Source organism: uncultured Tateyamaria sp., from assembly GCF_947503415.1.
Classification (GTDB): domain Bacteria; phylum Pseudomonadota; class Alphaproteobacteria; order Rhodobacterales; family Rhodobacteraceae; genus Tateyamaria.
The window spans coordinates 653,685-679,778 of record NZ_CANNDS010000002.1 but is presented as its reverse complement, the minus strand read 5'-3'; the positions used below and the strand labels follow the sequence as shown (position 1 = coordinate 679,778).

Below are 26,094 nucleotides of genomic sequence, written 5' to 3'. Positions count from 1 at the left end.
CCCCCTTGATTGCTTGGGCGGTGAGATAGCGGGGCGGGGGGGTGAAGGAAAGGGGGGTTTTGGGGGCTGCGGACGTCGGTTAAGGTTGCGACATGAGAGATAATACGAACGGACCAGCGCCGGGGTTTTAGAAGCTGTGGTGGGGTATGACCGCCTCCGCCCCTATCACTTTGGTTTGTATTGGGCTGGTTCTTACGGCGGCAGGTGCTTCGCTTCTTCAGCAGTTTGGTCCATTCGAAGCAAACGGCATTATTGCGCAAGCTGACGTGGTGGACCGTCGCGTTGAACGGGTGCACCACGACGAGCAATCGGTCACAGAGTACTTCGTGACCCTCCGCTATGATTTTGAAGGAGAAGTCTTGTCAACAGAGGTTGCTGTCCCGTTTGGTGCGTATGACAAGCTGGCCGAAAGCGCCACGCAGATGATCCATGTTTTGGGGGGCAATCCAAGCCAAATTGAGGTCTTCGTTGGTAGAAACTTTACTGTCGGCCAATGGGTTTTACGACTTGGCCTGGTCCTGTCGGTCGCTGGGCTTGTGGCACTTTGGTGGACCTTTGCGCACGTCCGTAGTGCGATGGCGGCACGGGACTTTGGAGAGATCGAAACTGTGCGTGTCGAAGGGATAGGACACAATTCTGAAGCCTATTGGCTGCGATGGCGTGACGTGACCGGAGCGGTTAGGAAAAGTATAAGTTCTACGAGTTCCCGTCGGTACGACGCTTACCCGACAGGGACTGAAATCTCAGTTTTTCGCGACAGCCGAGGCAAGACATGGTGGGTTGGCGATGTCGGACCACGTGCAAACTCGCCCACTGTGCCGGATGAGGGCAAGCCCACGTCGTAACTGGTGCTGGACATGGGCTGTGCACGCGATAGGTTCGCCGCTAACGATGCCCTCTGGCTGACAGGAGTTTTCCCATGGACAAGTTCGGCAAATCCCAACCCGTGAAACGCCGCGAGGATGTGCGGTTTCTGACTGGCGAGGGGCGGTATGTAGATGATGTGGCGCCGGCCAATGCGTTGCAGACATTCGTGTTCCGGTCGCCGGTCGCGCACGGGGTGATCACCGAACTGGATGTGAGCGATGCGCGCGCGGCGGAAGGTGTGCATGCGGTGTACACGCTGGCCGATCTGGAAAGCGCTGGTATGAACGTGCGGATGCCTGCGGCGTTGATCAAGAACCGTGATGGCACCGATGGCGCGGATCCCGAGCGTCCGATCCTGGCGCGGGAGCGCTTGCGCTTTGTTGGTGAGCCGGTGGCCGTTGTCGTGGCGGACACGCTGGCGCAGGCGCGGGATGCGGCTGAGCTGATCCTGCTGGATTACGACGACCTGCCCGCCAAGATGGATATGAGCGCGGGCGGTGAGCCGGTGCATGAGGTTGCGGCAAACAACGTCGCCTATGATTGGGGCCTTGGGGACGAGGAGGCCACCAATGCTGCCTTTGAAAAGGCGGCGCGCGTGGTGTCGCTGGATGTTGGCGATAACCGGGTGATCGTGAGTTCCATGGAGCCGCGCGGCTGCTATGCCGAGCCTGAGGGCGACCGCATTCATGTGGCCATCAACGGTCAGGGTGTGTGGGGACCGAAAGGCACGTTGGCAAAGGCGCTGAACATTTCCGAAGACGATGTGCGTGTGACCAACCCCGACACGGGCGGCGGGTTTGGCATGAAGGCGTTCATGTATCCGGAGTATTTCGTGGTGGCCTTTGCCGCGCGTGCGCTGAAGCGTCCGGTGCGCTGGATGTCGGAACGGACCGAGGCGATGCTCTCGGACAATGCCGGGCGCGATCTGACGTCGCTGACCGAACTGGCTTTTGACGAGAACAACCACATTCTGGGCTACCGTGTGTTCACAGAGGCCAACATGGGCGCCTATAATTCGCAATATGCCCAGGCGATCCAGACGCAGTTGTTTTCCCGCGTGTTGACCGGCGTGTACGACATGCCTGCGGCCTATGTGCGGTCGGTGGGGTACTACACCAACACCACGCAGGTGGACGCGTACCGGGGCGCGGGGCGGCCCGAGGCGATCTATATCCTGGAACGGGCCATGGACCGTGCCGCGCGCGAGCTGGGTGTGGACCCGCTGGAGCTGCGCCGCATCAACTTCATCAAGCCGGATCAATTTCCCTACAAGACGCTTGTGGACGAGACCTATGACGTGGGCGATTTCGACAAGGTTCTGCGCCGGGCCGAGGCCGAGGCGGATATCCCCGGTTTTGCTGCGCGCAAGGCTGCCGATGCGGCAGAGGGGCGTCTGCGGGGCATTGGCTTGTGTTACTATATCGAAAGTATTTTGGGCGATCCTTCGGAAAGCGCAAAGGTCGAGTATACGGATGAGGGCCGTGTGAACATCTATGTTGGCACCCAATCGAACGGGCAGGGACATGAGACCGTCTACGCCCAGTTTCTGTCGGATCAGACCGGGATACCGGTTGATCTGATCGACGTGGTGCAGGGCGACAGTGACCGGATCAAGCAGGGCGGCGGCACGGGCGGGTCCCGGTCTGTCACCACGCAGAACACGGCGACGCTGGCCACGGTCGATGCGATGCGCGAGGCGTTTGTCGCCTTCCTGAGCGAAGAAGAGGGTGTGCCTGCGGCGGATATCTCCTTTGATGACGAACGGTTCCGTATGGAGGGGTCGAACATGACGCCCACCATGCTGGAGGTGGCTGACCTTGCCCGTGAGAAGGGGCGCGAGGACCTGCTGGTCCATGAAAAGCGCACCACGCTGGAGGCGCGCAGCTTTCCGAACGGCTGTCATGTTACAGAGGTTGTGGTCGACCCCGAGACCGGCGTTGTCACCGTGGACCGCTATGCCGTGGTGGATGATTTTGGCAATCTTATCAATCCGATGCTGGCCGAGGGTCAGGTGCATGGCGGTGTTGTGCAGGGCATTGGTCAGGCGATCACCGAGCATGTTCAGTTCGATGAGGACGGCCAACTTCTCACGGCATCGTTCATGGACTATGCCTTGCCCAGGGCCGATGACGTTCCCTACATCGGGTTCACGTCTGAACCGGTTCCGTCAACCGCGAATGTCATGGGCATGAAAGGGTGCGGCGAGGCTGGTACGGTCGGAGCGTTGGCCGCGGTGTCCAATGCGGTGCAGGATGCGCTGTGGGAGCACGGCGTGCGGCAGGCAGATATGCCATTTACACCGGTAAAGGTTTGGGAATTGATGAAGGATGTTCCGATCGCGGCTGAATAACACCATCTCGCACTGGCTGAGAAGCCGGTTCGGGGATGGTCTGCCAAAAGTTGACCCGCCTGCGCGCGGTCAGACGATCCATGTCATCATCATTGACGGCACCATGTCCACGCTTGAGCCCGGCGACGAGACAAATGCCGGGCTGACGGCCAAATTGCTCGGCGAGATGGGCAGCCAGGTGTCGCTGTATTACGAGCCGGGTTTGCAGTGGTCGCATTGGCGAAAGGCCGGTGACGTCGTGTTTGGCCGTGGGATCAACCGGCAGATCCGGCGCGCCTATGGCTATTTGTCGTCGCGCTACCGCCCCGGGGACAAGGTTTTTCTGTTCGGGTTCTCGCGCGGGGCCTATGCCGTGCGGTCACTGGCGGGAATCATCGACCGCGTGGGGCTGTTGAAGCCCGAGGCCGCGACCGAGCGCAATATTCGGGATGTGTACCGGCACTATGAGTGCAATCCCAAAGGCGATGCTGCGCGTATCTTTGTGCGCAACAATTGCCACGAGGCGGTGGAGATCGAGATGATCGGCGTGTGGGATACGGTAAAATCCCTTGGCTTGAACATGCCGTTTCTGTGGCGCTTGAGTGCGCCGCGCCACGCCTTTCACAACCATCAGCTTGGCAATTCGGTGAAGCACGGCTTTCACGCCATTGCCCGGAATGAGACCCGTGTCGCCTATGCCCCCGTGATGTGGGACACCACCGACGATTGGGACGGGCATCTGGTGCAGATGTGGTTCCGCGGCGTGCATGGTGACATCGGCGGGCATTTGTCCGGCCGTCGTGCCTCGCGCCCTTTGGCCAATATCCCTTTGGTGTGGATGCTGGAGCAAGCGGATTGGTGTGGTTTGCCCCTGCCCGAAGGGTGGCCCGAGCGGTTCCCGCAGGATGTGAGCGCGCCGTCCATGGGCAGCTTTGTTGGTCTGGGCAAGTGGTTGGTCACACGCAAGGCGCGCACTGTGGGGTGTGATCCGTCCGAGCGTGTGCATCCGTCTGTGGCGCAAGCGCCGCCAAGCCCCACCTTGCTGGACCGGGTTGCCAGTTTGCGGGGCACGGGGGCGGACGCTCTTTAGCCCTTGGCTAAAATCGCCCCGCCCGCCGTCCCGTATCAGCGCAGTTTCATGATGATGCAGGTGGTTGAGCCTGTGGCATAGAGTTTGCCGTCTTCGACGCCTCTGATCTCTCCGCTCGCCACGCCGGTGCTGCGGCCTGTGTGGTCGGTGCGCCCTGTGCAGGCGATTTCCATGCCCAGTGGGATGCCGCGGGTAATATTTATCTTGTATTCCAGCGTTGTGTAGACCGATCCGGCGGGCACTTTGGTCATCACAGCGCAAGCCATCGCACTGTCGAGCAAGGTACCGTACCAGCCGCCATGCACCGTGCCCATCGGGTTGGTCACGTCAAATTCGGGCGTGCCGCGGAAGGTCACCTCGCCGTCTTTGACCGCGTGCAGCGCGTAGCCTAGCGTGTGTCCAATGGGTGGGCCGGGCACTGTGCCGTCAAGGATGCCCTGCATGAACGCGAGCCCCGACATGGACAGGAGGTCATCCTGGCTGGGTAGGTCGCTGAGGGTCTGGGCGATGCGGGGCATAGGGCGTCTCCGGCTGGTGGTGCCGGGACGGTAGCGGGGCCAGACCGATTGGTCTAGTGGCGAATGTGGAGGGGGCCAGCCCCCGCCCGTGCCGGGCCCCCCGGAGTTTATTTGGCAAGATGAAAGGGGATCAGGCCACGTTGCGCATTTGGGTGGGGCGGACGAGGCCGAGGGCGCGGCAGACCTTGAGTGTCAGGTCAGGGCGGTTGAGTGTGTAGAAGTGCAGTTTGTCTACGCCTTCGGTGATCAGTGTGTCGCAGAGATCGGCGCAATGGGTGAGCGCGAAGAGTTGTGCGCGGTCTTCGCGGTCGGCGCGGTCAAAGGCTGTTGCGGTGGCGACGGGGATGGGTGTGCCGCAACGGTCCGCAAAGCTGCGGGCGCGGGTCCAGTTGGCAACGGGGAAGATGCCGGGGGTGATGGGCGCCGATATGCCCGCCGCCGCGCAGGTATCGCGGAAGCGCAGGAAACTGTCGGCCTCAAAGAAGAATTGGGTGATGGCCTCGGAGGCACCTGCGTCGAGTTTGGCCTTGAGCCAGTCGATGTTTTGCTGGGCCGAGGTGGCGTCGGGGTGGCTGTCGGGATAGGCACCGACGCGGATGGTGAACTGATCCATGTCCGCCAGCGCGCGGATCAGGTCGACGCTGTTGGCGAACCCTTCGGGGTGGGGGGCGAATGCCTCGCCGTTTGGGGCGTCGCCGCGCAGCGCCACGATGTCTTTCACACCGCTGTCGGCATATGCGCGTGCGGTTTGCAGCACGTCATCGCGGGTTTGGCCGGTACAGGTGAGGTGCGCTGCCACCGGAAGGCCGGATGTTTTGCGCAGGGTCTGTGCCGCTTCCTGGGTGAGCGATTGTGTGGTGCCGCCTGCGCCATAGGTCACGGAGACGAAGCGTGGGTCGAGCGGGGCCAGTGCCTGCACCGTGTCCCAGAGGTGGAACGAGGCATCCAGTGACTTTGGGGGAAACGTCTCGAACGACAGCGCGACGGTGGGCGAGGGCATGGCGGCAGGCTCCTTTGGGGTTGTTCGGAGTATGTCGGACGGAGTATGTTGAGGCAAATTCATAACTCTCAACATAAACATGAGTTCCGTATGCATATCGAGTTTCGTCACTTGCGCACGATCAAGGCCATTCATGAGGCGGGTGGGTTGGCGCGTGCGGCAGATCAGTTGCACATCACGCAATCCGCGCTGAGCCATCAAATCAAGGGGCTGGAGGAGCAGGCGGGCGTGGAGTTGTTTGTGCGGCGGTCGAAGCCCTTGAAGCTGTCGGCGGCGGGGCTGCGCCTTTTGCGGCTGGCCGAGCAGGTGCTGCCGCAGGTCGAGGCGGCGGTGGCGGAATTTACGGGTCTGCGCGATGGATCATCGGGGCGGTTGCACATCGCCATTGAGTGTCATGCGTGTTTCGAGTGGCTGTTTCCCGTGCTGGAGATGTTTCGCAAGAGCTGGCCGGATGTGGATGTGGACATTCGACCGGGCCTTGCCTTTGACGCGTTGCCTGCGTTGATGAAGGAGGAGGTGGATCTGGTTGTGTCTTCGGATCCGGAGGACCTGCCCGGCGTGACATTTGTGGAACTCTTTGATTACGCACCGGTTTTTGTGGCCTCCTCGACCCATCCGCTGGCACAGAAGGACTATATTGATGCCGCGGATTTTCGGGATCAGACGTTGATCACTTATCCGGTGGAGCGGGCGCGTTTGGATGTGTTCAGCCAGTTGCTGATCCCGGCGAAGGTGGAGCCTGCGGCCGTCCGGCAGGCGGAATTGACGGCGGTTATTTTGTTGCTCGTTGCGTCGAACCGGGGGGTGTCTGTGCTGCCCGATTGGGTGGTGCGTGAGGTGGAGTATTCAAGCGATTATGTCACCCGGCCCTTGACCAAGAATGGGCTAACCCGGCGTCTTTATGCGGCGGTGCGGGATGATGATCTGGGCAAGCCGTATATGGACAAGCTGCTTGATCTGGCGCGGGTTGAAGCGCGGAAGTTGCAGGCGGCTTGAGGTGTAGGTCGGGGCGGCACTGTTTGCTTCGCAAATGCGCCTCAGCGTGCGAAGCGCGCGTCACGAGACAGAATGCTTGAGCTTGCTCAAGCATGGAGTCTCGCGCCCGCCGACCCGTTTGGTCTTTTAGATCAGTTTGACGATCTGTTTGCCGACGTTCTTGCCCTCGAGCAGTCCTATGAAAGCTGCGGGGGCGTTTTCCAGACCCTCGGCGATGTCTTCGACGACCTTGATCTCGCCGCTCATGACTTTTGGGCCGACTTCTGTGAGAAAGGTCGGGTAGCGGTCCCAGTGGTTCGAGATGATGAAGCCGTTTACGGACAGGAATTTCACGAGGATCGGTCGCCAGAGGGCGGGCGCAGAGAGCGGCGTGTCTGCGCCTGCGCCCAAGCCGCCCGCGTTATACCATGAGATCATGCCGCAGACCGGGATGCGCCCGTGGGGGTTCATCAGCGGCATGACCGCTTCGAGCACCTTGCCGCCCACGTTTTCGAAATAGATGTCGATGCCATTTGGTGTGGCCTCTTTCAGTGCGGCGCGGAGTGCGCGGGCGTCTGAATGGGCGCGGTGGTCGATGCAGGCGTCGAAACCGAATGTGTCTGTGGCGAGCGCGCATTTGGCGGCACCTCCGGTGATGCCGACCGTGCGTAGGCCCAGCGATTTGGCAAGCTGCCCAACCATGGAGCCGACAGGGCCGGTGGCTGCAGCGACGACCAGTGTTTCGCCCGCCTTGGGCCGACCGTATTCCATGAGCCCATGCCAGCCGGTGAAGCCGGGCATGCCCAGCACGCCGAGTGCTGCCGTCACGGGCCCCATGTTCGGGTCGAGTTTGCGCAGCGTTTTGCCGTCTGCCACCGCGTGCGTGGTCCAGCCGAACATGCCGAACACCATGTCACCGGGTGCGAAGCCGTCGGCGTTTGAGGTCAGCACCTCGCCCACGCCGCCGCCTTCCATTGTGCCGCCGATGGGCACGGGGGCGGCGTAGGATTTGGCGTCGTCCATACGTCCGCGCATGTAGGGATCAAGAGACATGTAGTGGACGCGGATCAGAACTTCGCCTGCCCCGGGGTCGGAGATGGGGGCGGTTTCCAGTTTGAAGTTGTCCGGCGTCGGTGCGCCTGTGGGGCGGCTGGCAAGGGTGATGTGCTGCATCTGGTCGGGCATTTGGTGTCCTTTCCTGTTGGTGCCAGTCGATCAGTCCCGTGCCCCCTTGGCAACCGTGTAACCGCGGCGTATAGCGCGCCCTTGATCTTTCCCATCCCCGGAGCGTCCCATGCAAGGCAGCGCAAATCTCAACATCATGATGAAGGCCGCGCGCAAGGCGGGTCGGAGCCTCGTCAAGGACTTCCGCGAGGTGGAGAACCTGCAGGTGTCCATGAAGGGCGCGGGCGACTTTGTGTCGAAGGCTGATTTGGCCGCTGAGGCGATCCTGAAGGAAGAGTTGCGCACAGCACGTCCCACCTATGGCTGGTTGGCCGAAGAGGGCGGCGAGGAAGAGGGTGAAGACCCCACGCGCCGCTGGATTGTGGATCCGCTGGATGGCACCACGAATTTTCTGCACGGGCTGCCCCATTGGGCTGTGTCCATTGCGTTGGAGCATAAGGGCAAGGTCGTGGCAGGCGTTGTCTATGACCCCGCCAAGGACGAGATGTTCTTTGCCGAGAAGGGTCTGGGTGCCTTTATGAATGACAGCCGCTTGCGTGTGTCGGGGCGGCGCAAGATGATCGAGTGTGTGTTTTCAACCGGTCTGCCCTTTGGCGGGCGGTCGGACCTGCCCGAGACGTTGAAGGAACTGGCGCGGTTGATGCCCACCTGCGCGGGTGTGCGGCGGTTTGGGTCGGCGGCGCTTGATTTGGCTTACGTCGCTGCCGGTCGCTATGACGGCTATTGGGAGCGTCGTTTGAACGCCTGGGATCTGGCCGCTGGGCTGTTGATTGTGCGTGAGGCCGGTGGCTTTGTGGAGCCGCTGACCGAAGGCAACAGCATCCTTGAGGATGGTGAGATCATCTGTGCCAACGAGCATATGTTCCCGCAGCTGGCCAAGATCATACGCGTCTAGTCCCTGAGGGATGGGATCTGTTTGATCTCTTCCGCCGCGAAATCGACAAAGGCGCGGATGCGCGCAGGTTGAATTGCGACGGGTGCCCAGACGGCGTAAATTGGTAGTGCCGGTTGGCTGTGGTCGGGCAGCACTTCGACGACCTCTCCGGTTTTCAGCATTTCGGCGAAGGCCCAGCGGGGACCTGCGTGGATGCCCATGCCTGCCGCCACCGCCTGAGCGATGGAACGCACCGCGCCGATGGTCAGTTTGGCCTGTCGTTTTATGCTGTGTTCCTTGCCGTTGGCGTCTGTCAGGCGCAGGGGCCTGTGTGCGTGTTCAGGAAGGTAAAGAACGTGGTCATGTGCGGCCAGATCACTGGCGGTTTCCGGTAAACTCCTGCGCGCAAGGTAGTCGGGGGAGGCCACCAAAACGCGGTGCGCGGTGCCCAGCTTGCGCGCCATCAATGCGCTGTCGGGCAAGATGCCGATGCGAATGGTGAGATCGAGCCCGGCCTCGACCATATCCACGTGGCGTGCGTCCAGCGTCAATTGCCCCTGAACCTGATCGTGCATTTGGCAAAACCGTGTCAGCCACGGCGCGACGAAGGCTTGGCCGAAGTCGATGGACGCTCCGATGCGCAGCGTGCCTTGGGGCTTGCCAGCGTCGCCTGCCACCGCCGCTTCCAACGCGTCGATCTGGCTGAGCAGGGTGCGCATCTTGTTGTAGTATAGCTGGCCCGCGTCTGTGGTGCTTTGCGCTGCCCGGTCAATCAGCTGGGTGCCCAGGCGCACTTCGAGCCGCGCCAGTTTGCGCGACAGGGATGAGGGTTCGACCCCGGCCTCGCGTGCGGCGGCACGGATAGAGCCGAGTTCGACAATTCGCAGGAAGGTGCGTTCGGTGCTGTAGCTGTCAGGCGTTGCCATTTACGCAACATCATGCTGCGGATCGGGTCAATATTCAACCATTCGCGCAACGCTTAGGTCTGTATCAGTCGAACACACAGGAGAATGAAAATGACCTTTGACCTGACTGGAAAGACGGCCCTGATCACTGGTGGCAGCCGCAGCCTTGGCCGTGCCACGGCCTTGCGTCTAGCGCGGGAAGGGGCCGATGTGATCCTGACATATCGCAGCAAAGCCAAGGAGGCCGAGGCTGTCGTGGCCGAGATCGAAGCAATGGGGCGGAAGGCGGCAGCCTTGCAAGTTGATCTGGAAGGCACAGCTGCAATCCCGGATTTTGTAGAGCGGTTGGCGCAGGCGGGCCACGCGGTGCTGGGCCATGACCGCATCGACATTTTGGTGAACAACGCCGGGATTGAGCGTGGTGGTGTCTTTGGCGCTGTGGCCGAGGCCGATTGGGACGCCATCATGGACACCAATTTGAAATCAGCGTTCTTTCTGACCCAAGCCTTGCAGGATCGGATCAATGATGATGGCCGCATCCTGTTTCTGGGCACTAGGCTGACCCGTTTTGCCTTGCCGCCCTACGTGGCCTATGCCGCATCTAAGGCTGCACTGGGCGCCCTGGCCTTGTATCTGGCCAAAACGTTGGGACCGCGCGGGATCACAGTGAATGTGGTGGCACCGGGGGCGCTGGATACGGACTTCAACCGCGCCAATTTCGACGCACATCCTGAGGTCGTGAATGTCATTGCGGGCAACACCGCGCAGGGCCGGGTCGGGCGGGCCGACGATGTGGAGGGGGTGATCGCCTTTCTTGCCAGCCCGTCGGCGCAATGGGTCACAGGCCAACGTCTTGAAGCATCAGGCGGAATGTTCCTTTAGCGATCCGAGGGGTGGTTGATACCATCCGTCCAAGCGATGGGTTCATATTCGGCGGGGTTCACCCCGTCGAGCGTGCCCATGTTCACCCCGATCTCATTCGGGTCGGAGCGGCGGTTGTGGTACATGTAGATACCGCAGATGCTGCAGAAATGGTGCTTGGCCGTTTTTGTGCCCCATTGGTAGGTCGTCAGCTTGTCCGCGCCTTTTAGGATGGTCACGCCGTTCTTGGGCGCTGTAACAGCCGGGGCCGCGCGTCGGCGACAGAACGAACAATCGCAGCGCCCCGCCGTCGCGAGCCCGTCGGTCAGGGTGACCTCAAGCACGACAGCCCCGCAATGACAGGTCGCTTTCATCGGCGCACCTTTGGGATGCTGGAGGATGTATATCGCGCCTCCGGGTGCGGCGGGTGCCCGTCGGTGCGCCGCCAAAAGCCCGGACCGCCCAAGCGCAACCAAAGCGGGATCGTCAGGACCACACCCACCACGAAGCCACCTGCATGCGCCCAATAGGCGACGCCGCCGGTGTCAGGGTCACTGCCCACACCACCGATGAATTGCATGCCAAACCAGACCGCAAGCATGATCCATGCCGGGATCGGAAAGATCCGGAAGATGATGACGAGGATCAGTAGAATGTCGATCCGCGCCTTGGGAAAGAGCAGCAGGTACGCCCCCATCACCCCGGCGATGGCCCCTGATGCGCCCACGACAGGAACGGTAGAGCCGGGGGCCGAAAGGATGTGTATCAGACCCGCCGCGACCCCGGTGGTGAGGTAGAAGCCAAGGAACGGCCCATGGCCCATCTCATCTTCGACATTGTCGCCGAAGATGTAGAGGAACAGCATGTTGCCGCCAAGGTGCAGCCACCCTCCGTGCAGAAACATGGATGTGACCAGTGTCGACAGCCCATCTCCGGACAGCACCCGCGCGGGGATGGCCGCATAGTCAAAGAAGAAGCGGCTGAGCGCGCGTTCGTCCGCAAACAGACCCACATAGCTGAGAAACACGATCACATTGATCGCCATCAGGGCGTAGGTGACATAGGGCGTGCGGCCCGAGGGGTTGTGATCACGGATCGGAAACATCCCCCGACACTTGGTCGGGGGCAGGCTGTGGTCAAGGGGCGAAGCGGAAACAGGTGAGGTTTCCGCCCCGTTTTCAGAGGGAACGGTGTCTCCGGATCAGCTGGCGGCCCCAAGCAGGGCTGCATTGCCGCCTGACGCGGTTGTGTCGACGCAGACGTGTCGTTCGATCAGCGCATGCGCGCGGTCCGGCTGCCCGGTGATAAGCGGCAGGATGGGCCCGTTGCGTTTGGCGAGCGCTTGGCCGATCGCCCGCGCGGTGTCTGTGTCCCCCCACCACAGGACACCGCCATAGGCGGGACCGGTTGTAAGGGCGTCGGGATCAACGTCGCCATCGGCCACTACCGCGTTGCCGCCAAGCGCTGTGACCGCTTCATATTGCGCCTTTGCGGTCTCTGGCCCCGGGCCCGCGCACAGGATAGCGGCGCGGGGGTGGCGGCTGTGCAGGTTGGATTCACCCGTTGGACCGGGCAAGGCTGTGCTGCTTTGCGCGCCGTTTGTCATTTCAGGCAGTGGCGGAAGGGGTGCAGACCCCGTCCAGGTGCCTTTGCTTTGAGCAGGTGCCGGCGCGCGGAAGCGCATCAGATAATCGGGCCCGCCCGCTTTGGGGCCCGTGCCCGAAAGCCCATGTCCGCCAAAGGGTTGGCTTCCCACGATGGCCCCGATCTGGTTGCGATTAACGTAAATGTTGCCCGCACCGATCCGGTCCGTCACGTGCTGGACCCGGTCGTCGATCCGGGTGTGCAAGCCAAATGTCAGCCCGTATCCCGTGTCGTTGATTGCGTCGATGACGTGATCCAGATCGCGTGCGCTGTAAGTGGCGATATGCAGAACGGGACCGAACACCTCGCGCTCGATATCTGCGATCCCGTTCACCCGGATGAGGGCGGGGGCAACAAAATGGCCGTCTGTCGGGGATTTGAGCTGGTGGAGCAGGCGCCCTTCATTGCGGGCCGTGGCAATATGGGCCTCAATCCCGGCATGCGCCTCTGCGTCGATGACGGGGCCAACATCATTTGCAAGATGCCAGGGTTGCCCGATCTGCAAGGCATCCATGGCCCCGATCAGCATCTCGGTGAAGTGGGGGGCGATGTCCTCTTGCACATAAAGGCAACGCAGGGCGGAACACCGCTGTCCGGCTGATTGAAACGCGCTTTCCACGATGCTGCCCACCGCCTGTTCGGGCAGGGCGGTGCTGTCCACGATCATGGCGTTCAGACCGCCCGTTTCCGCGATCAACGGCGCGCCGGGGGCGGCATGCTCTGCAAGGCTTGCGCGGATGCGCAGGGCGGTTTCGGTGGAGCCTGTGAAGGCCACGCCTGAAACGTCAACGTGGCCGGTGAGCGCGGCGCCGATGTCGCCTGCACCCAAGATGAGCTGCAACGCGGACGCGGGTACGCCCGCCTCGTGCATCAACTGGACCGCGCGATGTGCAACAAGGCAGGTTTGTTCGGCGGGTTTGGCAAGAACCGCGTTGCCCGCCGCCAAAGCCGCCGCAATCTGACCCGTGAAGATGGCCAACGGGAAATTCCACGGAGAGATGCAAACAAAGGTCCCGGCAGGGGCTTGGCCATCCGCTTGCGTGGCGTAGTAGCGCAGAAAGTCCACCGCTTCGCGCAATTCAGCCACGGCGTCGGGAAGAGATTTGCCTGCCTCACGTGCGAGCAGGGCAAACAGTTCTCCGAAATGATTTTCGTAAAGATCGGCAGCCGCATTCAGGATGTGCGCACGATCCCGTGCGGTTGCGGACCATGGCTGCGCATCTGCATAGGCTTGGACGACATGTTGCGGTATGGCCCAGGTCACATCGCCGACCTGATCTGAGGGGTTTGCAGGGTTTGAAACAACAGCGGTTGCGCCAGATGCAGCGCTGACAGTCAGTGATGCCGCTTGCCATTGATGCGATGCAAAAGGCGCGCGGGCATGTTCGATCCGGGCAAGGGTTGGCGTGTGCGACAGATCGAACCCCATCGAGTTGCGCCGCTCCGGCGCGAACAGGGCCGGGCCTTCGGGAATGGTGAGCGCGGTGTCTGCCAAGGCGGCGAACGGATCGGCGGCAACCACCTCTGGCGGAACATCCTCGTCCACGATCTGGTTCACGAAGCTGGAATTCGCCCCGTTTTCGAGCAGGCGACGCACCAAGTAAGCCAGCAAATCGCGGTGCGCACCCACGGGGGCATAGATGCGGCAGCGCGTGCCGTTGTCACGCAGCACCATCGTGTGCAGCGCTTCGCCCATCCCGTGCAGGCGTTGAAATTCATACGGTTGATCCCCGACCATGTGCAGAATCGCCGCGACCGTGTGTGCATTGTGCGTGGCGAATTGCGGGTAAATCCGGTCGGTCATGCCCAACAGCTTGCGCGCATTGGAGATATAGGACACGTCTGTGGCGGCTTTGCGAGAGAACACCGGGAAGCCTGCAACGCCTTCGACTTGCGCACGCTTGATTTCGGTATCCCAATAGGCGCCCTTGACCAGTCGGACCATCAGATTGCGATCGTGCCGTTCGGCCATGTCATGGATGGTGTCGATCACCGTGGCCGCACGCGGGCCATACGCCTGCACAACGATACCAAAACCGTCCCATCCGGCCAGCGCCGGCTCTGCCAGAACCGCGTCGATCACCTGAAGCGAGAGGGACAACCTGTCGGCTTCCTCGGCGTCCACATTCAGGCCCATGCCTGCCGAAGCGGCCAAAAGGGCAAGCGAGCGCAGACGTGGGACAAGGTCACGCATCACGGCGTCTTCCTGCGCGCGTTCGTAACGCGGATGCAGGGCAGAGAGCTTGACTGAAATTCCCGGATTCTCGCGGATGTCGTCGTGGGTACATGCCCGCGCGATGCCGGAGATGGCGCGCGAATAGCTCAGGTGGTACCGCCGCGCGTCCGCATCCGTCATCGCGGCTTCGCCGAGCATGTCGTAGGAATAGGTAAAGCCTTTGGCCTCCATCCCGGCGGCGCGGTCCATGGCGCTGTCGATATCCTCGCCCAGCACAAACTGCCGTCCCATTTCCTTCATCGCGCGGGACACAGCAGTGCGGATCACCGGCTCGCCCAATCGCTTGATGGCCCCGCGCAGGTGACCGATGGGACCGGGTTGGTCATCGTCCAGAACGCGGCCGGTCAGCATCAGCGCCCATGTGGACGCATTCACCAGCGATGAGGTGGAGCGCCCCAGATGTCGGCCCCAGTCAGAGGGTGCGATCTTGTCCTCGATCAACGCGTCTATCGTGTCGGCATCCGGCACGCGCAAAAGTGCTTCGGCCAGGCACATGAGGGCCACGCCTTCGTCTGTCGAGAGGCCGTATTCGGCAAGGAATGTTTCCATAAGACCGGGGGCTGCTTGCGTGCGGATCGCGGTGACCAGAGTTGCAGCCCTTGTGCAGATCGCAGCCCGATCCATATCAGACAGGTCGGCAGTCTTGGTGAGATCCGCCAGCACAGTCTCCGGGTCGGCATACATGCCTGTGTCGAGCCTTGTGGCCAGTTCAAGGTCCATGTCACGTGCCATTGCGCTTTCCTTTGCCATTTGGAGAAGTATATCACCAGAGTAGCAGTCGAAATTATCGAATTTGGTAAAAAGGGCGGAACAAGTGAGCAGACTGAGTATGAGTGCACCGGCAAAGGAACCGGTGACGTTGGACAAGTTGGATCAATCGATTCTTGCAGAATTGGCCGAAGACGGGCGGATCAGCATCACCGACCTGGCAGCACGGATCGGGCTGTCCAAATCACCCACCCAAGCACGGCTGCGCAGGTTGGAAAAAACCGGTATCATCATGGGCTACCGGGCCTTGCTTGATCCCATCTCCTTGGGATTGGACCATGTCGCTTTTGTCGAGGTGCGCCTCAACGACACACGCGAGGCTGCTTTGCGTGCTTTCAACACGGCCGTCCAGCAGGTGCCCGAGATCGAGCAAGCGCATATGATTGCGAGCCATTTTGACTATCTTCTCAAGGTCCGCACACGCAATATGGCCCACTATCGGCAGTTTCTCGGCGATGTGATCTCGGGCCTGCCGCATGTGGCGTCAACGTCGACCTACGTGGCCATGGAAGCGGTCAAGGAGGTGATGTTGCCGGGGTTGGAGTGACATTGAGGTTGACCAACGTGCGTCGTGCGCCATTGTTTTGCGCCATGAAACATCTGCTTGTCACATTGCTGCTGTCGACGCCTGCATTGGCCGAAACCTGTCCACCATCTTCCGACATCACCACAGAATTGAACGCACTGATTGAAGATGCCAACGCCGCACAGGACGAGCGCAGCGGACGGGCCGTGTCGGACAAGATGTGGATGGTGTGGTTGCGTGCGCCGGACGCCTCCGCACAGGAGGTATTGGATCGCGGCATGCGCCAGCGCGGCAACTTTGATTTTGTGGGTGCTTACGAGAGTTTCGACGCCCTTGTGGCCTATTGCCCGGATTATGCCGAAGGCTACAACCAGCGCGCTTTTATCAGCTTTCTGCGCGAGGATTTTGCAGCAGCACTGATCGACCTGGAGCGTGCGCTGGACTTGTCGCCGGATCATGTTGGTGCGCAATCAGGCAGGGCACTGACCCTCATGAACCTTGGTCGCCGAGCGGAGGCGCGGACGCAACTTGAAGCGGCCCTTGAAAACAATCCATGGCTGTCAGAGCGACATTTGCTGGCAGATGGCGCGCCCCTCGGGCCTGAAGGCGAAGAGTTGTGATCGTGGCCTTGAGATAGGGCGCGCGATTGCCTATCACGAACGGGCTGCGGGCGTGATGGAATGGTAGACATATCGGACTTAAAATCCGAAGGGCTGACGCCCGTGTGGGTTCGAGTCCCACCGCCCGTACCACCAGCACTTAAAGTTTGTGACAGTTTCGATTGCGTCGACATTGGCGTCGTTAAGGCTGCGGTAAGTGCAGTGCCGTAAGGACATGATCCAGTTCAAGGCGCAACTGCTGGGATGGTTGCGCAAAATGCCAAGGATCACGTCATGCAAGCCACTGGCCGCCGCTTTTCCGCTCTGTCCCGTTTCAATACGCTGATGACGAAAGCGGTTGTGATGACCGGTATCATTACCATTTGCGTTTTGGCGGCGATGGTGACGTTTGACTATTCGGCAAAACGCACCCTGTTGCAGAGCGGATTGTCGTCTCGCGCCCAGGACGTCACCGGATTGCTCGCGATGCAGATGGGCGGATCGATCAAGTTTGGAAATGAAGTCGCGGTGCGCGAAATCTCCGAAAGCGTCATCTCTGCGGCCGCTCCGGAGGCGCGTGGCGCAATCATTCTGAACACCTCCGGCATCACCCTGTTTGCAAGCCCGGAGATGGACATCGTCGCACCCGATGCTTTCGTTCTGGCGGCGACAGCCATGGAAAATGGCACGGTGTTGAAATCGGACGATGGGTTGGTTGTGGCATACCCAGCGTTTTTTGGTGCCGAAGATGCTGTTGCCGGGGCTGTTGTTACGGTTTGGGATGATGCCCAGATGATGGCATTGCTCGCGCGTGACCAGATGATGGCAATCGCGATCGCAGCTGCCGTGTTCGTGATCACCATGGCGGCAATCATTTTATACGCTTGGTACGATGTTTCCCGCCCACTCAATCGTGTTGCGGCAGCAATGCTGAGCATATCACGAAAGAATTATGACGTCGAAGTTCCTGCGACAGGGCGGCACGATGAAATCGGGAACATTGCAAGGCGGTTGGACGGATTTCGACTAGCTTTGGCCCGGGCCAAGAAAGGCCAACGGGAAAGCGCCTTCAAAGGTGCCGCGTTCGAAGGGTCCACCGCGCCTATGATGATGGTGGATGAAAACCACGAAGTGATCTTCGTCAATCCGGCTTGCGTCTCATTGCTGAACAGCCTTGCTTATGATCTGGGCGAACTGTGGGCCAGCGCGGACGTCGACCGCTGGATCGGGTCTGATTTGGGTCTGATCAAGGAACTCAGCCCGCTTTTGGATGAAGCGGCAGACAACGCGAACTTGGAAAACAGCAGTGTTCTGGTCCGGGCAGGGGACAAGCACATTCGAATAAACGTAAACCCTGCCAGTGATCACAAAGGCAGACCAATTGGTGCCGTTATCGAGTGGTCAGACGAAACTGAAGCACAGCGCAATGCAGCCTTGCTTGGCGGGATCGATGCGACGCAGATGCGGATAGAATTCGATCAGAGTGGCCACTGTTCAGGGATGAATACGGTCGCTGCGTCACGGCTCGGATTGCATCAAAACGACCTCAGTGGGGTGACGGTTCGAAACCTCATTGCCGACCACCAGCCAGATGCGAATATTCCCGCCGATGTACACAGCGCTTTGTCAAATGGTGACGGTATACACGGCAAAATCGACTTGGTCGCGCCAGACGCACAGGTTGTGGTTGTCGACGGTGGGTTCATCAATGTGCGCGCCGATGACGATGTTATCGAACGTTGCATTTTGATCGGCACTGATGTCACCAAGGCGGAAATGGAAGTTCGAAATGCGCGCGATGTACAGGCGCGCATCGCAGATGAGCAGGCGCTCGTCGTGGCATCCTTGGGCCAGGGACTGCAATGCCTGTCCGAAGGGGATTTGACGCTTGAACTGACGGATGCATTTCCGGAGGACTATGAAAAGCTAAGACAAGACTTCAACCAGGCGCTTGCCAGCTTACGCAAGGCGATGGGTTCGGTGGCGCAAAATGTGGAATCAATCCGCAGTGAGACAACTGAAATCACCAGCGCGGCGGATGATCTGTCGCGCCGAACTGAGCGTCAAGCCGCAACACTTGAAGAAACCGCGGCGGCGTTGGACGAACTCACGTCGTCTGTTCGATCAGCTGCGGAAGGTGCAGATGCGGCAAGCAAGATGTCCGAGGATGCACAGCATAACGCGGAGCAAGGTGGAGATATTGCGCGACAGGCTGTGATGGCAATGGATGGGATCAAGAGTTCCTCCCATGAGATTTCCAAGATCACGTCCGTGATCGATGACATTGCATTCCAAACCAACCTGCTGGCTCTCAACGCTGGGGTCGAAGCTGCCCGGGCAGGTGAGGCTGGGCGAGGGTTCGCGGTGGTCGCCACTGAGGTGCGGGCGTTGGCTCAACGGTCATCAGACGCGGCACGCGAGATCAACATCCTGATTTCCACCAGCGGAGAGCAAGTCCAGCAGGGAGTGGACCTTGTAGATAGAACCGGAACGGCCCTGTCGGCCATTGTGTCGTCCGTGGCAGACATTTCGGACCGCGTCGCGGAAATCGCCACATCTGCGCGCCAGCAATCCGCAGGATTGAACGAGATCAACGCGGCGGTCAACGAGTTGGATCATGTCACACAGCAGAACGCGGCAATGTTCGAAGAAACAACGGCGGCAAGCCATGCACTGACCGGGGAAGCGGACGCGTTGGCCGGAGCAGTCGACCAATTCAAAGTCGGCTGTGTCGAGACGAAAGAAACGGATCCCGAGGCACATGCGCCCCTTCAACGCACGGCACCTGATCCTCAAGTCATAGGCGCACTCGCCCTCGATCTCGTAACTGACGACGCAATCGCATCGACGACTGGTTGGGAAGAATTTTAAGCGTCCCACGGCGTGCGATTTCTATTCGCCATTAGTTCTGTTCGGGAACTCATAGCAACGGGTGTTTCGGTGCATCAATCTGCACGCCTGAATCACGAACCGACGTCTCTGACACGCGCATTTCATACTAAGGGAAACGCGAACTAGACCTGTATTTGTGTGCCTTCAAGCCATTTGCAGGCTAAAGCCCGACAGTTAGCTGCGGACGCCGGCGAAGCGTTCTTGCCAGTCAGCCCGATCTTCATCGCTGATTTTTGCAAACAGATTGTCCGGCACCACAAACGCGTGCCCAGGCTTCAGAACGGCCAATGCTTCCGACGCGTTTTCGGGCCACTGTGGATCGCCGAGGTTCAACGAAGTCTGCAACTGTGCGGCGGCATCGGGAATAAACGGCTCCGACAGTGCCCCATAAAGCGCGATCAGGTTGAGCCCGAGCCGGATTTGCATGGCGGCTGTGTCTGCATCTTCCTTGATCGTCGCCCAAGGCGCTGCTGCTTGCAGATATTCATTGCCAGCGACCCATATCGCGCGCAGCTCCTGCGCCGACTTCCGGACCTCCATCGCGTCCATTAGGTCGGCGTACCGCGCAATCCGAGTATCCAGCTCCGCGATCAGTGCATGTTCCTGCGCGCCATATGTCCCACCTGCGGGCACAGCTTCGCCAAATTTCGAACGGCAGAACTTGGTCACGCGGCTGACAAAATTGCCCAGCACATCCGCAAGGTCCTTATTTACGCCCTGTTGGAACAGCTCCCAGGTGAATTCGCTGTCAGAGGTCTCGGGGCAATTCGCTAGCAGCCACCAACGCCAATAGTCCGGAGGCAGCAACTCGAGCGCTTGGTCCATGAATACACCTCGGCCTTGGCTGGTCGAGAACTGACCACCATCATAATTCAGGTAATTGAAGGACTTGAGGTGATCGACCAACTTCCAAGGCTCGCCCGAGCCAAGGATCGTCGCAGGAAAGCTGAGCGTGTGGAACGGGACGTTGTCCTTGCCCATGAACTGAGTATAGCGCACGTCATCTGCGCCTTTGTCGGTCCGCCACCATCGTTCCCAATCCGCGCCACCTTGCGCATCTGCCCATTCGCTTGCGCATGCGATGTACTCGATGGGGGCGTCGAACCAGACATAGAATACCTTCCCCTCCATGCCGGGCCAGTCGTCGTCGCCACGGCGCACCGGAATACCCCAATCCAGATCTCGGGTTATTCCGCGGTCTTGCAAGCCGTCGCCGTCATGCAGCCATTTCTTGGCGATGGACGTGGTCAGAATGGGCCAATCCGTCTTGCTGTCGATCCAAGCGTCGAGGTCGTCCTTGAGCTCGGACTGGCGCAGGTACAGGTGCTTGGTCTCGCGCACCTCGAGATCAGTTGACCCGGATACCGCGCTGCGCGGCTCGATCAGGTCGGTCGGATCCAGCTGTTTGGTGCAGTTTTCACACTGATCACCGCGGGCCTTTTCGTACCCACAGTTCGGGCAGGTTCCCTCAATGTAACGGTCGGGCAGAAAACGACCATCGGCGTTGGAATAAACCTGCTTTTCCGACACTTCTCGGATCAGGCCCGCATCGGCCAGACGACCTGCAAAATGCTGTGTCAGCGCGTGGTTTTGGGGCGAGGATGATCGCCCGAAATGATCAAAGGACAGCCGAAACCCTTTGGCAATCTCGGCCTGAATGGTGTGCATTTCGGCGCAATATTCGGCCACCGGCTTGCCCGCTTTGGCCGCTGCCAGCTCCGCCGGTGTGCCGTGTTCATCCGTGGCGCACAGGAACAGAACCTCGTTCCCGCGCGCGCGCTGGTAGCGGGCATACAGGTCGGCGGGCAACTGGCTGCCCACAAGGTTTCCAAGGTGCTTGATCCCGTTGATGTAGGGAATGGCGGAGGTGATGAGGTGACGCTGCATGGTTCGCCTTTGAATGGTTGCGGCCCATGTAGCAGCGCGGTGCCCGGTGGAAAAGGCCTGTTACTTGTGGTCGCGACTGCGCCCCGTCAAACGCCCGATCAGGAATGATGTGCGCGGCGCGTAAACATAGCGCGTGCGTTCCGAGGGCGAGGCCCTGGTCCGCATTCGAGCCAAGCCAAAAACAATCAGTGTGGCGTGGCCAACAGCAATCATCGCAAAAAGGGCCGGTGGGCCAAACGCTTCGATCAACGCAGAGGCTGTAAACGGCGCGGCGATCGCCCCCAGTGCGAAATAGAACATGAGGGCTGCCGACAATTCGACCCGCTCGGATGCGTCGGCAAAGTCGTGGGCGTGCGCGGCCGCGACAGAGTAGATCGGGAAGGTCGTGAGGCCAAAGAGACCTGCGGTCAGCATGATCCCGGTCGTATCCAAGCCTGTGGCCAATGCTGTAACGGCGCAACTGCCCACGGCAGCGGCCGACAGCCAGATCAGCACCCAGCGACGGTCAAACTTGTCGGCCAGCCATCCAACGGGGTATTGGGCCAACGCCCCGCCCAGCACAAACGATGCCATGAACCACGCGATTTGTTGTGTCGTCAGGCCAACCTCTTGTCCGTAAATGGGCCCCACCATGCGGAAGGACGCGCTGGACAGCGCTGCCACGACGACACCTGCTGCCGCGAGGGGGGATCGCTGTGCGGCTAACCGGGGACGCAGGCGGGGGGCCGATGGCGTGTCGGGTTGCTTGACCTTGGTCAGGGTCAACGGCAGTAGGGCTGCGCAGCACACAATGGCGAGAATATTGTAGCTGATGTAGCTTGCCGGTTCGAGCACGCCGATGACAAGCTGTGCTGCAAGAGATGCGCCCATGTCGACAACACGGTAAACCCCCATGGTCCGTCCGCGCGTCTCGTTGCTGACCTTGGCCTGCAACCACGCTTCGATCACCGTGTAGCAGCCTGCCACGCACATGCCCGATGCAATTCGCATGACCGCCCAGGCGATTGGGTCCACGATCATCATATGCGCGATCAGGCCGATGGCACCGGCTGCGGTAAACGCAGCAAAGGCGCGGCTGTGCCCGACGCTGCCCATCAGTCGCGGGGCCCACCAGCAGCCGATGAAGAATCCGAGGAAGTGGGCGGATCCCAAAAGGCCGATCTCTTGTCGTGTGAAATCAAGCGCGAGACCGGATAACGCGTCGAGCGGGCCAAGCGCGCCGGAACTGAGTTGCAGCAGAATGACCGAGAGAAACAGGGCCGCGAAGGAAATGAGCATACGCATGGCTCGCCCCTTGTGGCGCACCTTTGCTGGCCTGCCTAGCGGGGATTCGACGACGCGCGTCGTTTTCAGCCTGCCGAGGTGATTTCCGCGACGATGTCTATGCCGACTGTGTTCTCGACCAGATCAGCGTATCCGGTTGCGCCAAAGTCGCGCCTGTCCACCCGTCCTTTGAGCATGACTGTCAGGGCACGGAAGTCACCAGCGGCACTTCCGCGGGCCCGAAAAAGCCCTGCGTCAAAGCGGACGGGGCGGGTTACGCCGCGCAGGGTCAGATCCCCGTCGAGCGTGGCCCCATCCGATATGCGCCCCCCTGGGCCAAGTCGGACACGGGTGGACCGGAAACTGGCTGTGGGGTGCGTGTTTGCATCCAGAACGGACGGTGATTTCAGCGCTTCGGTTGCAAAGATCAATCCCGTTCGAGCGCGGCGCACATCGGCCCGCACCACCGCGGTCGAGGCCGCGAGGTTGTCGGGATCGACCCTCAGATCGGCTTGGCTGATGGGAACAGACCCTTTCACGGGCGCACCGTTCAGCATGAATGTGTAGGTGATCGTGGCCCCTCCGGTGCCAAGCCGGTAGGGGGTCGGAGCTGAAAACCCGGGGCGCGGGGTCAGCGTGGCAAGGGCGCAGATCAGCAGGTGGCGGCGGTTCATCGTGATGTCCTTTGCAGGTGCTTGGTACAAAGGTAACACTTGGGCGCCGGGTTTAATCGCCTGTCACGCAGCCTTGATTGATCCGGAGATACGCGGCAGGGGCTGGCCTGGGGTGCGGGTGACTTCCCAGGTTTGTTCGGGCGCGGTACGTGCGCGCAACCGCGTGAGCCGCCAACGCCCCGGACTGCCCTTGTGATCAGCGACCAGATGCCAACGGCTTTCCACGCCCTGTGCACCGCCCATGCCCGGGGTCAGAAGCAGGCCCAGCGGGGCGTCGCCTTTGCCTTTGCCGCCATTTTCCGCCGCCAGATGCATGCGCCGCACAGGCGTCAATCCCGGCAGGCCGGGCAGGTCCGCGATGGCCAGCGGCACGGTGCCTGCACGCAGCACCTCCTCCATGCTCCAGAGCACGTCATCGGCCCGCTTGGCATGCACAAGGATCAGGCGGGCGGGGTCGACAAAGGGCATTATACCACAGGGGTTCAGGGCCTCGCTGCTCCAATCCAGCGTGATCCACAAGACGGGCCCCTTGGTTTGAGCGGCCAGCCAGAGGGCAAACCGATGCCGGGCGGGGCCGCAGGCTTCGTGTACCCGGCCCAGAGCCAACCCATGTTGTGTCCCTTCGGGGAGCAGCGGCAGGCAGGGGGCCGCGCGGGTCTGGATGCGGTGGGCAAGGGCAGCGGGCAGGGGCATGATGCCAATATACATGTTCTATATTTGTTCTCAACCAGGGTATGCGTGAGAGAAGGCAGATTTTTGACTTGTTCCCCGCGACCTCACCGCTAGGGTCGGCCTGACCAAATCGAAAAGGACAGGCGATGGAACGACGCAAACTTGGGCGCACGGGAATTGAAGTGTCGGCGTTGTGTCTGGGCTCCATGACCTGGGGCACGCAGAACACCACCGAGGAAGGGCACACCCAGATCGACCGCGCTCTGGACGCCGGAATAGATTTTGTCGACACCGCCGAGATGTACCCGGTCAACCCCATCAGCGCCGAAACGATTGGCCGGACGGAGCAAATCATCGGCATGTGGTTTGAGCGCGGTGGCGCGCGCGGTGACATGGTGCTGGCCACCAAGCATTCGGGTGCAGGCATGCGCCACGTCCGCGACGGGGCACCCATCTCAGGCGACAGCATTCCACAGACGGTCGAGGGATCGCTACGCCGTCTGCAAACCGACTATATCGACCTGTATCAGTTTCACTGGCCCAACCGCGGCAGCTACATGTTCCGCCAGAACTGGACCTTTGACCCGTCCGGTCAAGACCCGGTTGCCGTGCGCCAGAACATGGATGATTGTCTGGGCGCGCTGCAGCGCGAGGTCGACCGGGGCACCATCCGCGCCTTTGGCTTGTCCAACGAAAGTGCCTGGGGCACATCTGAATGGTTGGCGGCAGCGGACCGCACCGGCGGGCCGCGCGTGGCATCGGTGCAGAACGAGTATTCGCTGATGTGCCGCCTGTACGACACCGACATGGCGGAGCTGAGCGTGAACGAAGATGTCGGGCTGCTTTCCTTCTCGCCTTTGGCGACGGGCCTTTTGACAGGCAAGTATCAGGGCGGCGTCGTGCCGGAAGGGTCGCGCCTGTCGCTGAGCCCCGATTTGGGTGGGCGCAAGACGCCGCGCGCCTTTGAGGCGGTGGATGCCTATTTGGGTGTTGCGCGCACGCATGACCTTGATCCGAGCCAGATGGCGCTGGCGTGGTGCATGACCCGTCCGTTCATGTGTTCGGTGATCTTTGGGGCAACGACGATGGACCAGTTGGAGGTCGCCATTGGTGCCGCTGATCTGACATTGAGCGATGAGGTCATGGCCGATCTGGACAGTGTTCACCGCAACCATCCGATGCCGTACTGATCCAATTGCGCTAACGCATGTGATTGCCGGTGACCCCCATCCTGACCTTCCCCTCGGGGGAAGGAAGCGGGAGGGTTGCCCGACCCCGTCGAATGAGTGGAAGGGCGTCTGGCAGGTCGACCCTCCGGGGGCGGTTTATCTGGCAAAGTGAAGAGAGGCCCGTGTTGCGCGTGGGGATTGGCCATACGCCTTCGTATGCATCCGGGCGAGGCTGGATTGGGTGGTGAACCCGGTTGCCAGTGCAATTGTGTGCAATGGAGTTTTTGTATTTTTTGTCAGCCTGTTGGCTTCGGCAAGGCGCAGCGACAGGTAATGTGCTTTGGGGCTGGTGCCCAGCACCGATTTGAAATGTGATTGCAGGCTGCGCGCGCTGAGTCCCAGCTGTTTTGCGAGCTCGGGGATCGGCAGTGGTGTGTCCAGTGCGTTCTCCATCAGCACATGGGCGCGACGCGTCAAAGCGCTGTGTGTGCGTGCATTTGGGTGTCTGAGCTGTGGATCGGTTGAAGCCGGGGCCCGTGTGTGGATGAACCCGGCGGCCACTTGTGCCGACAAACGCGCGCCGTGCTGCGTTTCGATCAGGTGCAGCATCATGTCGAGTGTGGGGGCTGCACCGCTGCTCGTCCATCTTTGGCCTGAGGTGACGTAGCGCGCATTCTGCAAGGTGATGTTGGGAAAGGTCGTGGTGAAGTCTGACAGGTCTTCCCAATGGGTTGTGGCGTCGTGGCCGTCCAGCAGGCCCGCCTTTGCCGCGAGCCATGCGCCGCCGTCGATTGCCATCAGGCATGTGTTCGGCGCGGTGAGGCGGCGGATGCTCGAGAGGATCGCAGGCGTTGCCTGTTCCAGCACATCGAAGCCCGCCACGAGGATCAGCAGGTCGCAAGATGTCACGCGGTGGAGTGGTGCTGCGGGCACTGTGAGCCCGCTGGTGAGGTGCACGTCTGTCTGACCGGGAGTGGCGAATTGCCAGTCGTAGAGCGCGGCCTCGGCTTGACGGTTGGCGGCGCGCAGGGGGTCGACAGCGGCGGCGAGCGACAGGGTATTCGTGTTTTGCAGGGCGAGGATTGCGGTTTTTGTCATCTCGTTTCGCTTTTTGACAAGTTTGAGTGAAAGTGACTGGCAGAGTGGGAAAAATGCAAGGA

22 protein-coding genes and 1 tRNA gene are annotated in these 26,094 nt (G+C 60.9%); 11 read left to right on the top strand and 12 right to left on the bottom strand.

Annotated features, from left to right (window positions below; translation table 11 throughout):
- Positions 1–146 precede the first annotated feature (146 nt).
- The 3 genes from Q1A32_RS14565 (at position 147) to Q1A32_RS14555 (ending at position 4,286) form a co-directional block, all read left to right on the top strand.
- A complete protein-coding gene (locus Q1A32_RS14565; protein WP_299654556.1) occupies positions 147–845 on the top strand; it encodes a DUF3592 domain-containing protein in 699 nt (232 codons plus the stop codon).
- Positions 846–919: 74 nt separating this feature from the next.
- Positions 920–3,217, top strand: coding sequence for a xanthine dehydrogenase family protein molybdopterin-binding subunit (locus Q1A32_RS14560; RefSeq protein ID WP_299654553.1), 2,298 nt, complete (start codon positions 920–922; stop codon positions 3,215–3,217).
- Positions 3,195–4,286, top strand: a complete 1,092-nt coding sequence (locus Q1A32_RS14555; protein ID WP_299654550.1) for a DUF2235 domain-containing protein — start codon at positions 3,195–3,197, stop codon at positions 4,284–4,286. Before Q1A32_RS14560 ends, Q1A32_RS14555 begins: the two co-directional genes overlap by 23 nt.
- A 35-nt stretch (positions 4,287–4,321) precedes the next feature.
- On the opposite strand, the gene Q1A32_RS14550 is transcribed toward Q1A32_RS14555, so the two are convergent.
- Together Q1A32_RS14550 and metF are read right to left on the bottom strand one after the other, a co-directional pair.
- On the bottom strand, positions 4,322–4,804 hold the full coding sequence (locus tag Q1A32_RS14550; protein WP_299654547.1) for a PaaI family thioesterase: 483 nt from the start codon (positions 4,802–4,804) through the stop codon (positions 4,322–4,324).
- Between the two features lie 130 nt (positions 4,805–4,934).
- Positions 4,935–5,804, bottom strand: a complete 870-nt coding sequence (gene metF, locus Q1A32_RS14545; RefSeq protein ID WP_299654544.1) for a methylenetetrahydrofolate reductase [NAD(P)H] — start codon at positions 5,802–5,804, stop codon at positions 4,935–4,937.
- 90 nt (positions 5,805–5,894) lie between these two features.
- On the opposite strand from metF, the gene Q1A32_RS14540 reads away from it, so the two are divergent.
- Entirely contained in the window at positions 5,895–6,800 is a 906-nt protein-coding gene (locus tag Q1A32_RS14540) for a LysR family transcriptional regulator (protein WP_299654541.1), read from the top strand.
- Positions 6,801–6,926: 126 nt separating this feature from the next.
- On the opposite strand, the gene Q1A32_RS14535 is transcribed toward Q1A32_RS14540, so the two are convergent.
- On the bottom strand, positions 6,927–7,964 hold the full coding sequence (locus Q1A32_RS14535; RefSeq protein WP_299654538.1) for an NADP-dependent oxidoreductase: 1,038 nt from the start codon (positions 7,962–7,964) through the stop codon (positions 6,927–6,929).
- Between the two features lie 109 nt (positions 7,965–8,073).
- Between Q1A32_RS14535 and Q1A32_RS14530 the strand changes: the two genes are divergently transcribed.
- Positions 8,074–8,859 (top strand): inositol monophosphatase family protein, encoded by a 786-nt coding sequence (locus Q1A32_RS14530; RefSeq protein ID WP_299654535.1) that lies wholly within the window; start codon positions 8,074–8,076, stop codon positions 8,857–8,859.
- Here the strand turns inward: Q1A32_RS14530 and Q1A32_RS14525 are convergent.
- Positions 8,856–9,764: a LysR family transcriptional regulator gene (locus Q1A32_RS14525; RefSeq protein WP_299654532.1), complete on the bottom strand. Its 909-nt coding sequence runs from the start codon at positions 9,762–9,764 to the stop codon at positions 8,856–8,858. The genes Q1A32_RS14530 and Q1A32_RS14525 overlap by 4 nt on opposite strands.
- A 90-nt stretch (positions 9,765–9,854) precedes the next feature.
- On the opposite strand from Q1A32_RS14525, the gene Q1A32_RS14520 reads away from it, so the two are divergent.
- Positions 9,855–10,625: an SDR family NAD(P)-dependent oxidoreductase gene (locus Q1A32_RS14520; protein ID WP_299654529.1), complete on the top strand. Its 771-nt coding sequence runs from the start codon at positions 9,855–9,857 to the stop codon at positions 10,623–10,625.
- Here Q1A32_RS14520 and Q1A32_RS14515 read toward each other — a convergent pair.
- The 3 genes from Q1A32_RS14515 to putA all read right to left on the bottom strand — a co-directional run bounded on the left by Q1A32_RS14515 (position 10,622) and on the right by putA (position 15,216).
- Positions 10,622–10,978 carry a GFA family protein gene (locus Q1A32_RS14515; protein WP_299654526.1) on the bottom strand — a complete coding sequence of 119 codons (357 nt, stop codon included), beginning with the start codon at positions 10,976–10,978 and terminating at the stop codon, positions 10,622–10,624. The two genes, Q1A32_RS14520 and Q1A32_RS14515, sit on opposite strands and share 4 nt — an antisense overlap.
- Positions 10,975–11,709: a rhomboid family intramembrane serine protease gene (locus Q1A32_RS14510; RefSeq protein ID WP_299654522.1), complete on the bottom strand. Its 735-nt coding sequence runs from the start codon at positions 11,707–11,709 to the stop codon at positions 10,975–10,977. The genes Q1A32_RS14515 and Q1A32_RS14510 overlap by 4 nt, the downstream gene beginning before the upstream one ends.
- 96 nt (positions 11,710–11,805) lie before the next feature.
- Positions 11,806–15,216: a bifunctional proline dehydrogenase/L-glutamate gamma-semialdehyde dehydrogenase PutA gene (putA, locus tag Q1A32_RS14505; RefSeq protein ID WP_299654519.1), complete on the bottom strand. Its 3,411-nt coding sequence runs from the start codon at positions 15,214–15,216 to the stop codon at positions 11,806–11,808.
- 97 nt (positions 15,217–15,313) lie between these two features.
- On the opposite strand from putA, the gene Q1A32_RS14500 reads away from it, so the two are divergent.
- The 4 genes from Q1A32_RS14500 (at position 15,314) to Q1A32_RS14485 (ending at position 19,248) form a co-directional block, all read left to right on the top strand.
- Positions 15,314–15,799, top strand: a complete 486-nt coding sequence (locus Q1A32_RS14500) for an Lrp/AsnC family transcriptional regulator (protein WP_299654516.1) — start codon at positions 15,314–15,316, stop codon at positions 15,797–15,799.
- Positions 15,800–15,843: 44 nt separating this feature from the next.
- Positions 15,844–16,398, top strand: coding sequence for a tetratricopeptide repeat protein (locus tag Q1A32_RS14495; RefSeq protein ID WP_299654512.1), 555 nt, complete (start codon positions 15,844–15,846; stop codon positions 16,396–16,398).
- Positions 16,399–16,444: 46 nt separating this feature from the next.
- A tRNA-Leu gene (locus tag Q1A32_RS14490) sits at positions 16,445–16,530 on the top strand.
- Between the two features lie 141 nt (positions 16,531–16,671).
- Entirely contained in the window at positions 16,672–19,248 is a 2,577-nt protein-coding gene (locus Q1A32_RS14485; protein WP_299654509.1) for a methyl-accepting chemotaxis protein, read from the top strand.
- 195 nt (positions 19,249–19,443) lie between these two features.
- Here the strand turns inward: Q1A32_RS14485 and metG are convergent, their stop codons facing one another.
- The 4 genes from metG to Q1A32_RS14465 all read right to left on the bottom strand — a co-directional run bounded on the left by metG (position 19,444) and on the right by Q1A32_RS14465 (position 23,801).
- Positions 19,444–21,156 (bottom strand): methionine--tRNA ligase, encoded by a 1,713-nt coding sequence (gene metG / locus Q1A32_RS14480; protein WP_299654506.1) that lies wholly within the window; start codon positions 21,154–21,156, stop codon positions 19,444–19,446.
- Positions 21,157–21,216: 60 nt separating this feature from the next.
- Positions 21,217–22,440 carry an MFS transporter gene (locus Q1A32_RS14475; RefSeq protein ID WP_299654503.1) on the bottom strand — a complete coding sequence of 408 codons (1,224 nt, stop codon included), beginning with the start codon at positions 22,438–22,440 and terminating at the stop codon, positions 21,217–21,219.
- Positions 22,441–22,505: 65 nt separating this feature from the next.
- Positions 22,506–23,093 carry a YceI family protein gene (locus Q1A32_RS14470; protein WP_299654500.1) on the bottom strand — a complete coding sequence of 196 codons (588 nt, stop codon included), beginning with the start codon at positions 23,091–23,093 and terminating at the stop codon, positions 22,506–22,508.
- Positions 23,094–23,156: 63 nt separating this feature from the next.
- A complete protein-coding gene (locus Q1A32_RS14465; protein WP_299654497.1) occupies positions 23,157–23,801 on the bottom strand; it encodes an ImuA family protein in 645 nt (214 codons plus the stop codon).
- A 110-nt stretch (positions 23,802–23,911) separates the two neighbouring features.
- Between Q1A32_RS14465 and Q1A32_RS14460 the strand changes: the two genes are divergently transcribed.
- Complete coding sequence (locus tag Q1A32_RS14460) at positions 23,912–24,955, top strand: aldo/keto reductase (protein ID WP_299654495.1); 1,044 nt, start codon at positions 23,912–23,914, stop codon at positions 24,953–24,955.
- A 135-nt stretch (positions 24,956–25,090) separates the two neighbouring features.
- Here Q1A32_RS14460 and Q1A32_RS14455 read toward each other — a convergent pair whose 3' ends face one another.
- Entirely contained in the window at positions 25,091–26,032 is a 942-nt protein-coding gene (locus Q1A32_RS14455; protein ID WP_299654492.1) for a GlxA family transcriptional regulator, read from the bottom strand.
- Positions 26,033–26,094 lie beyond the last annotated feature (62 nt).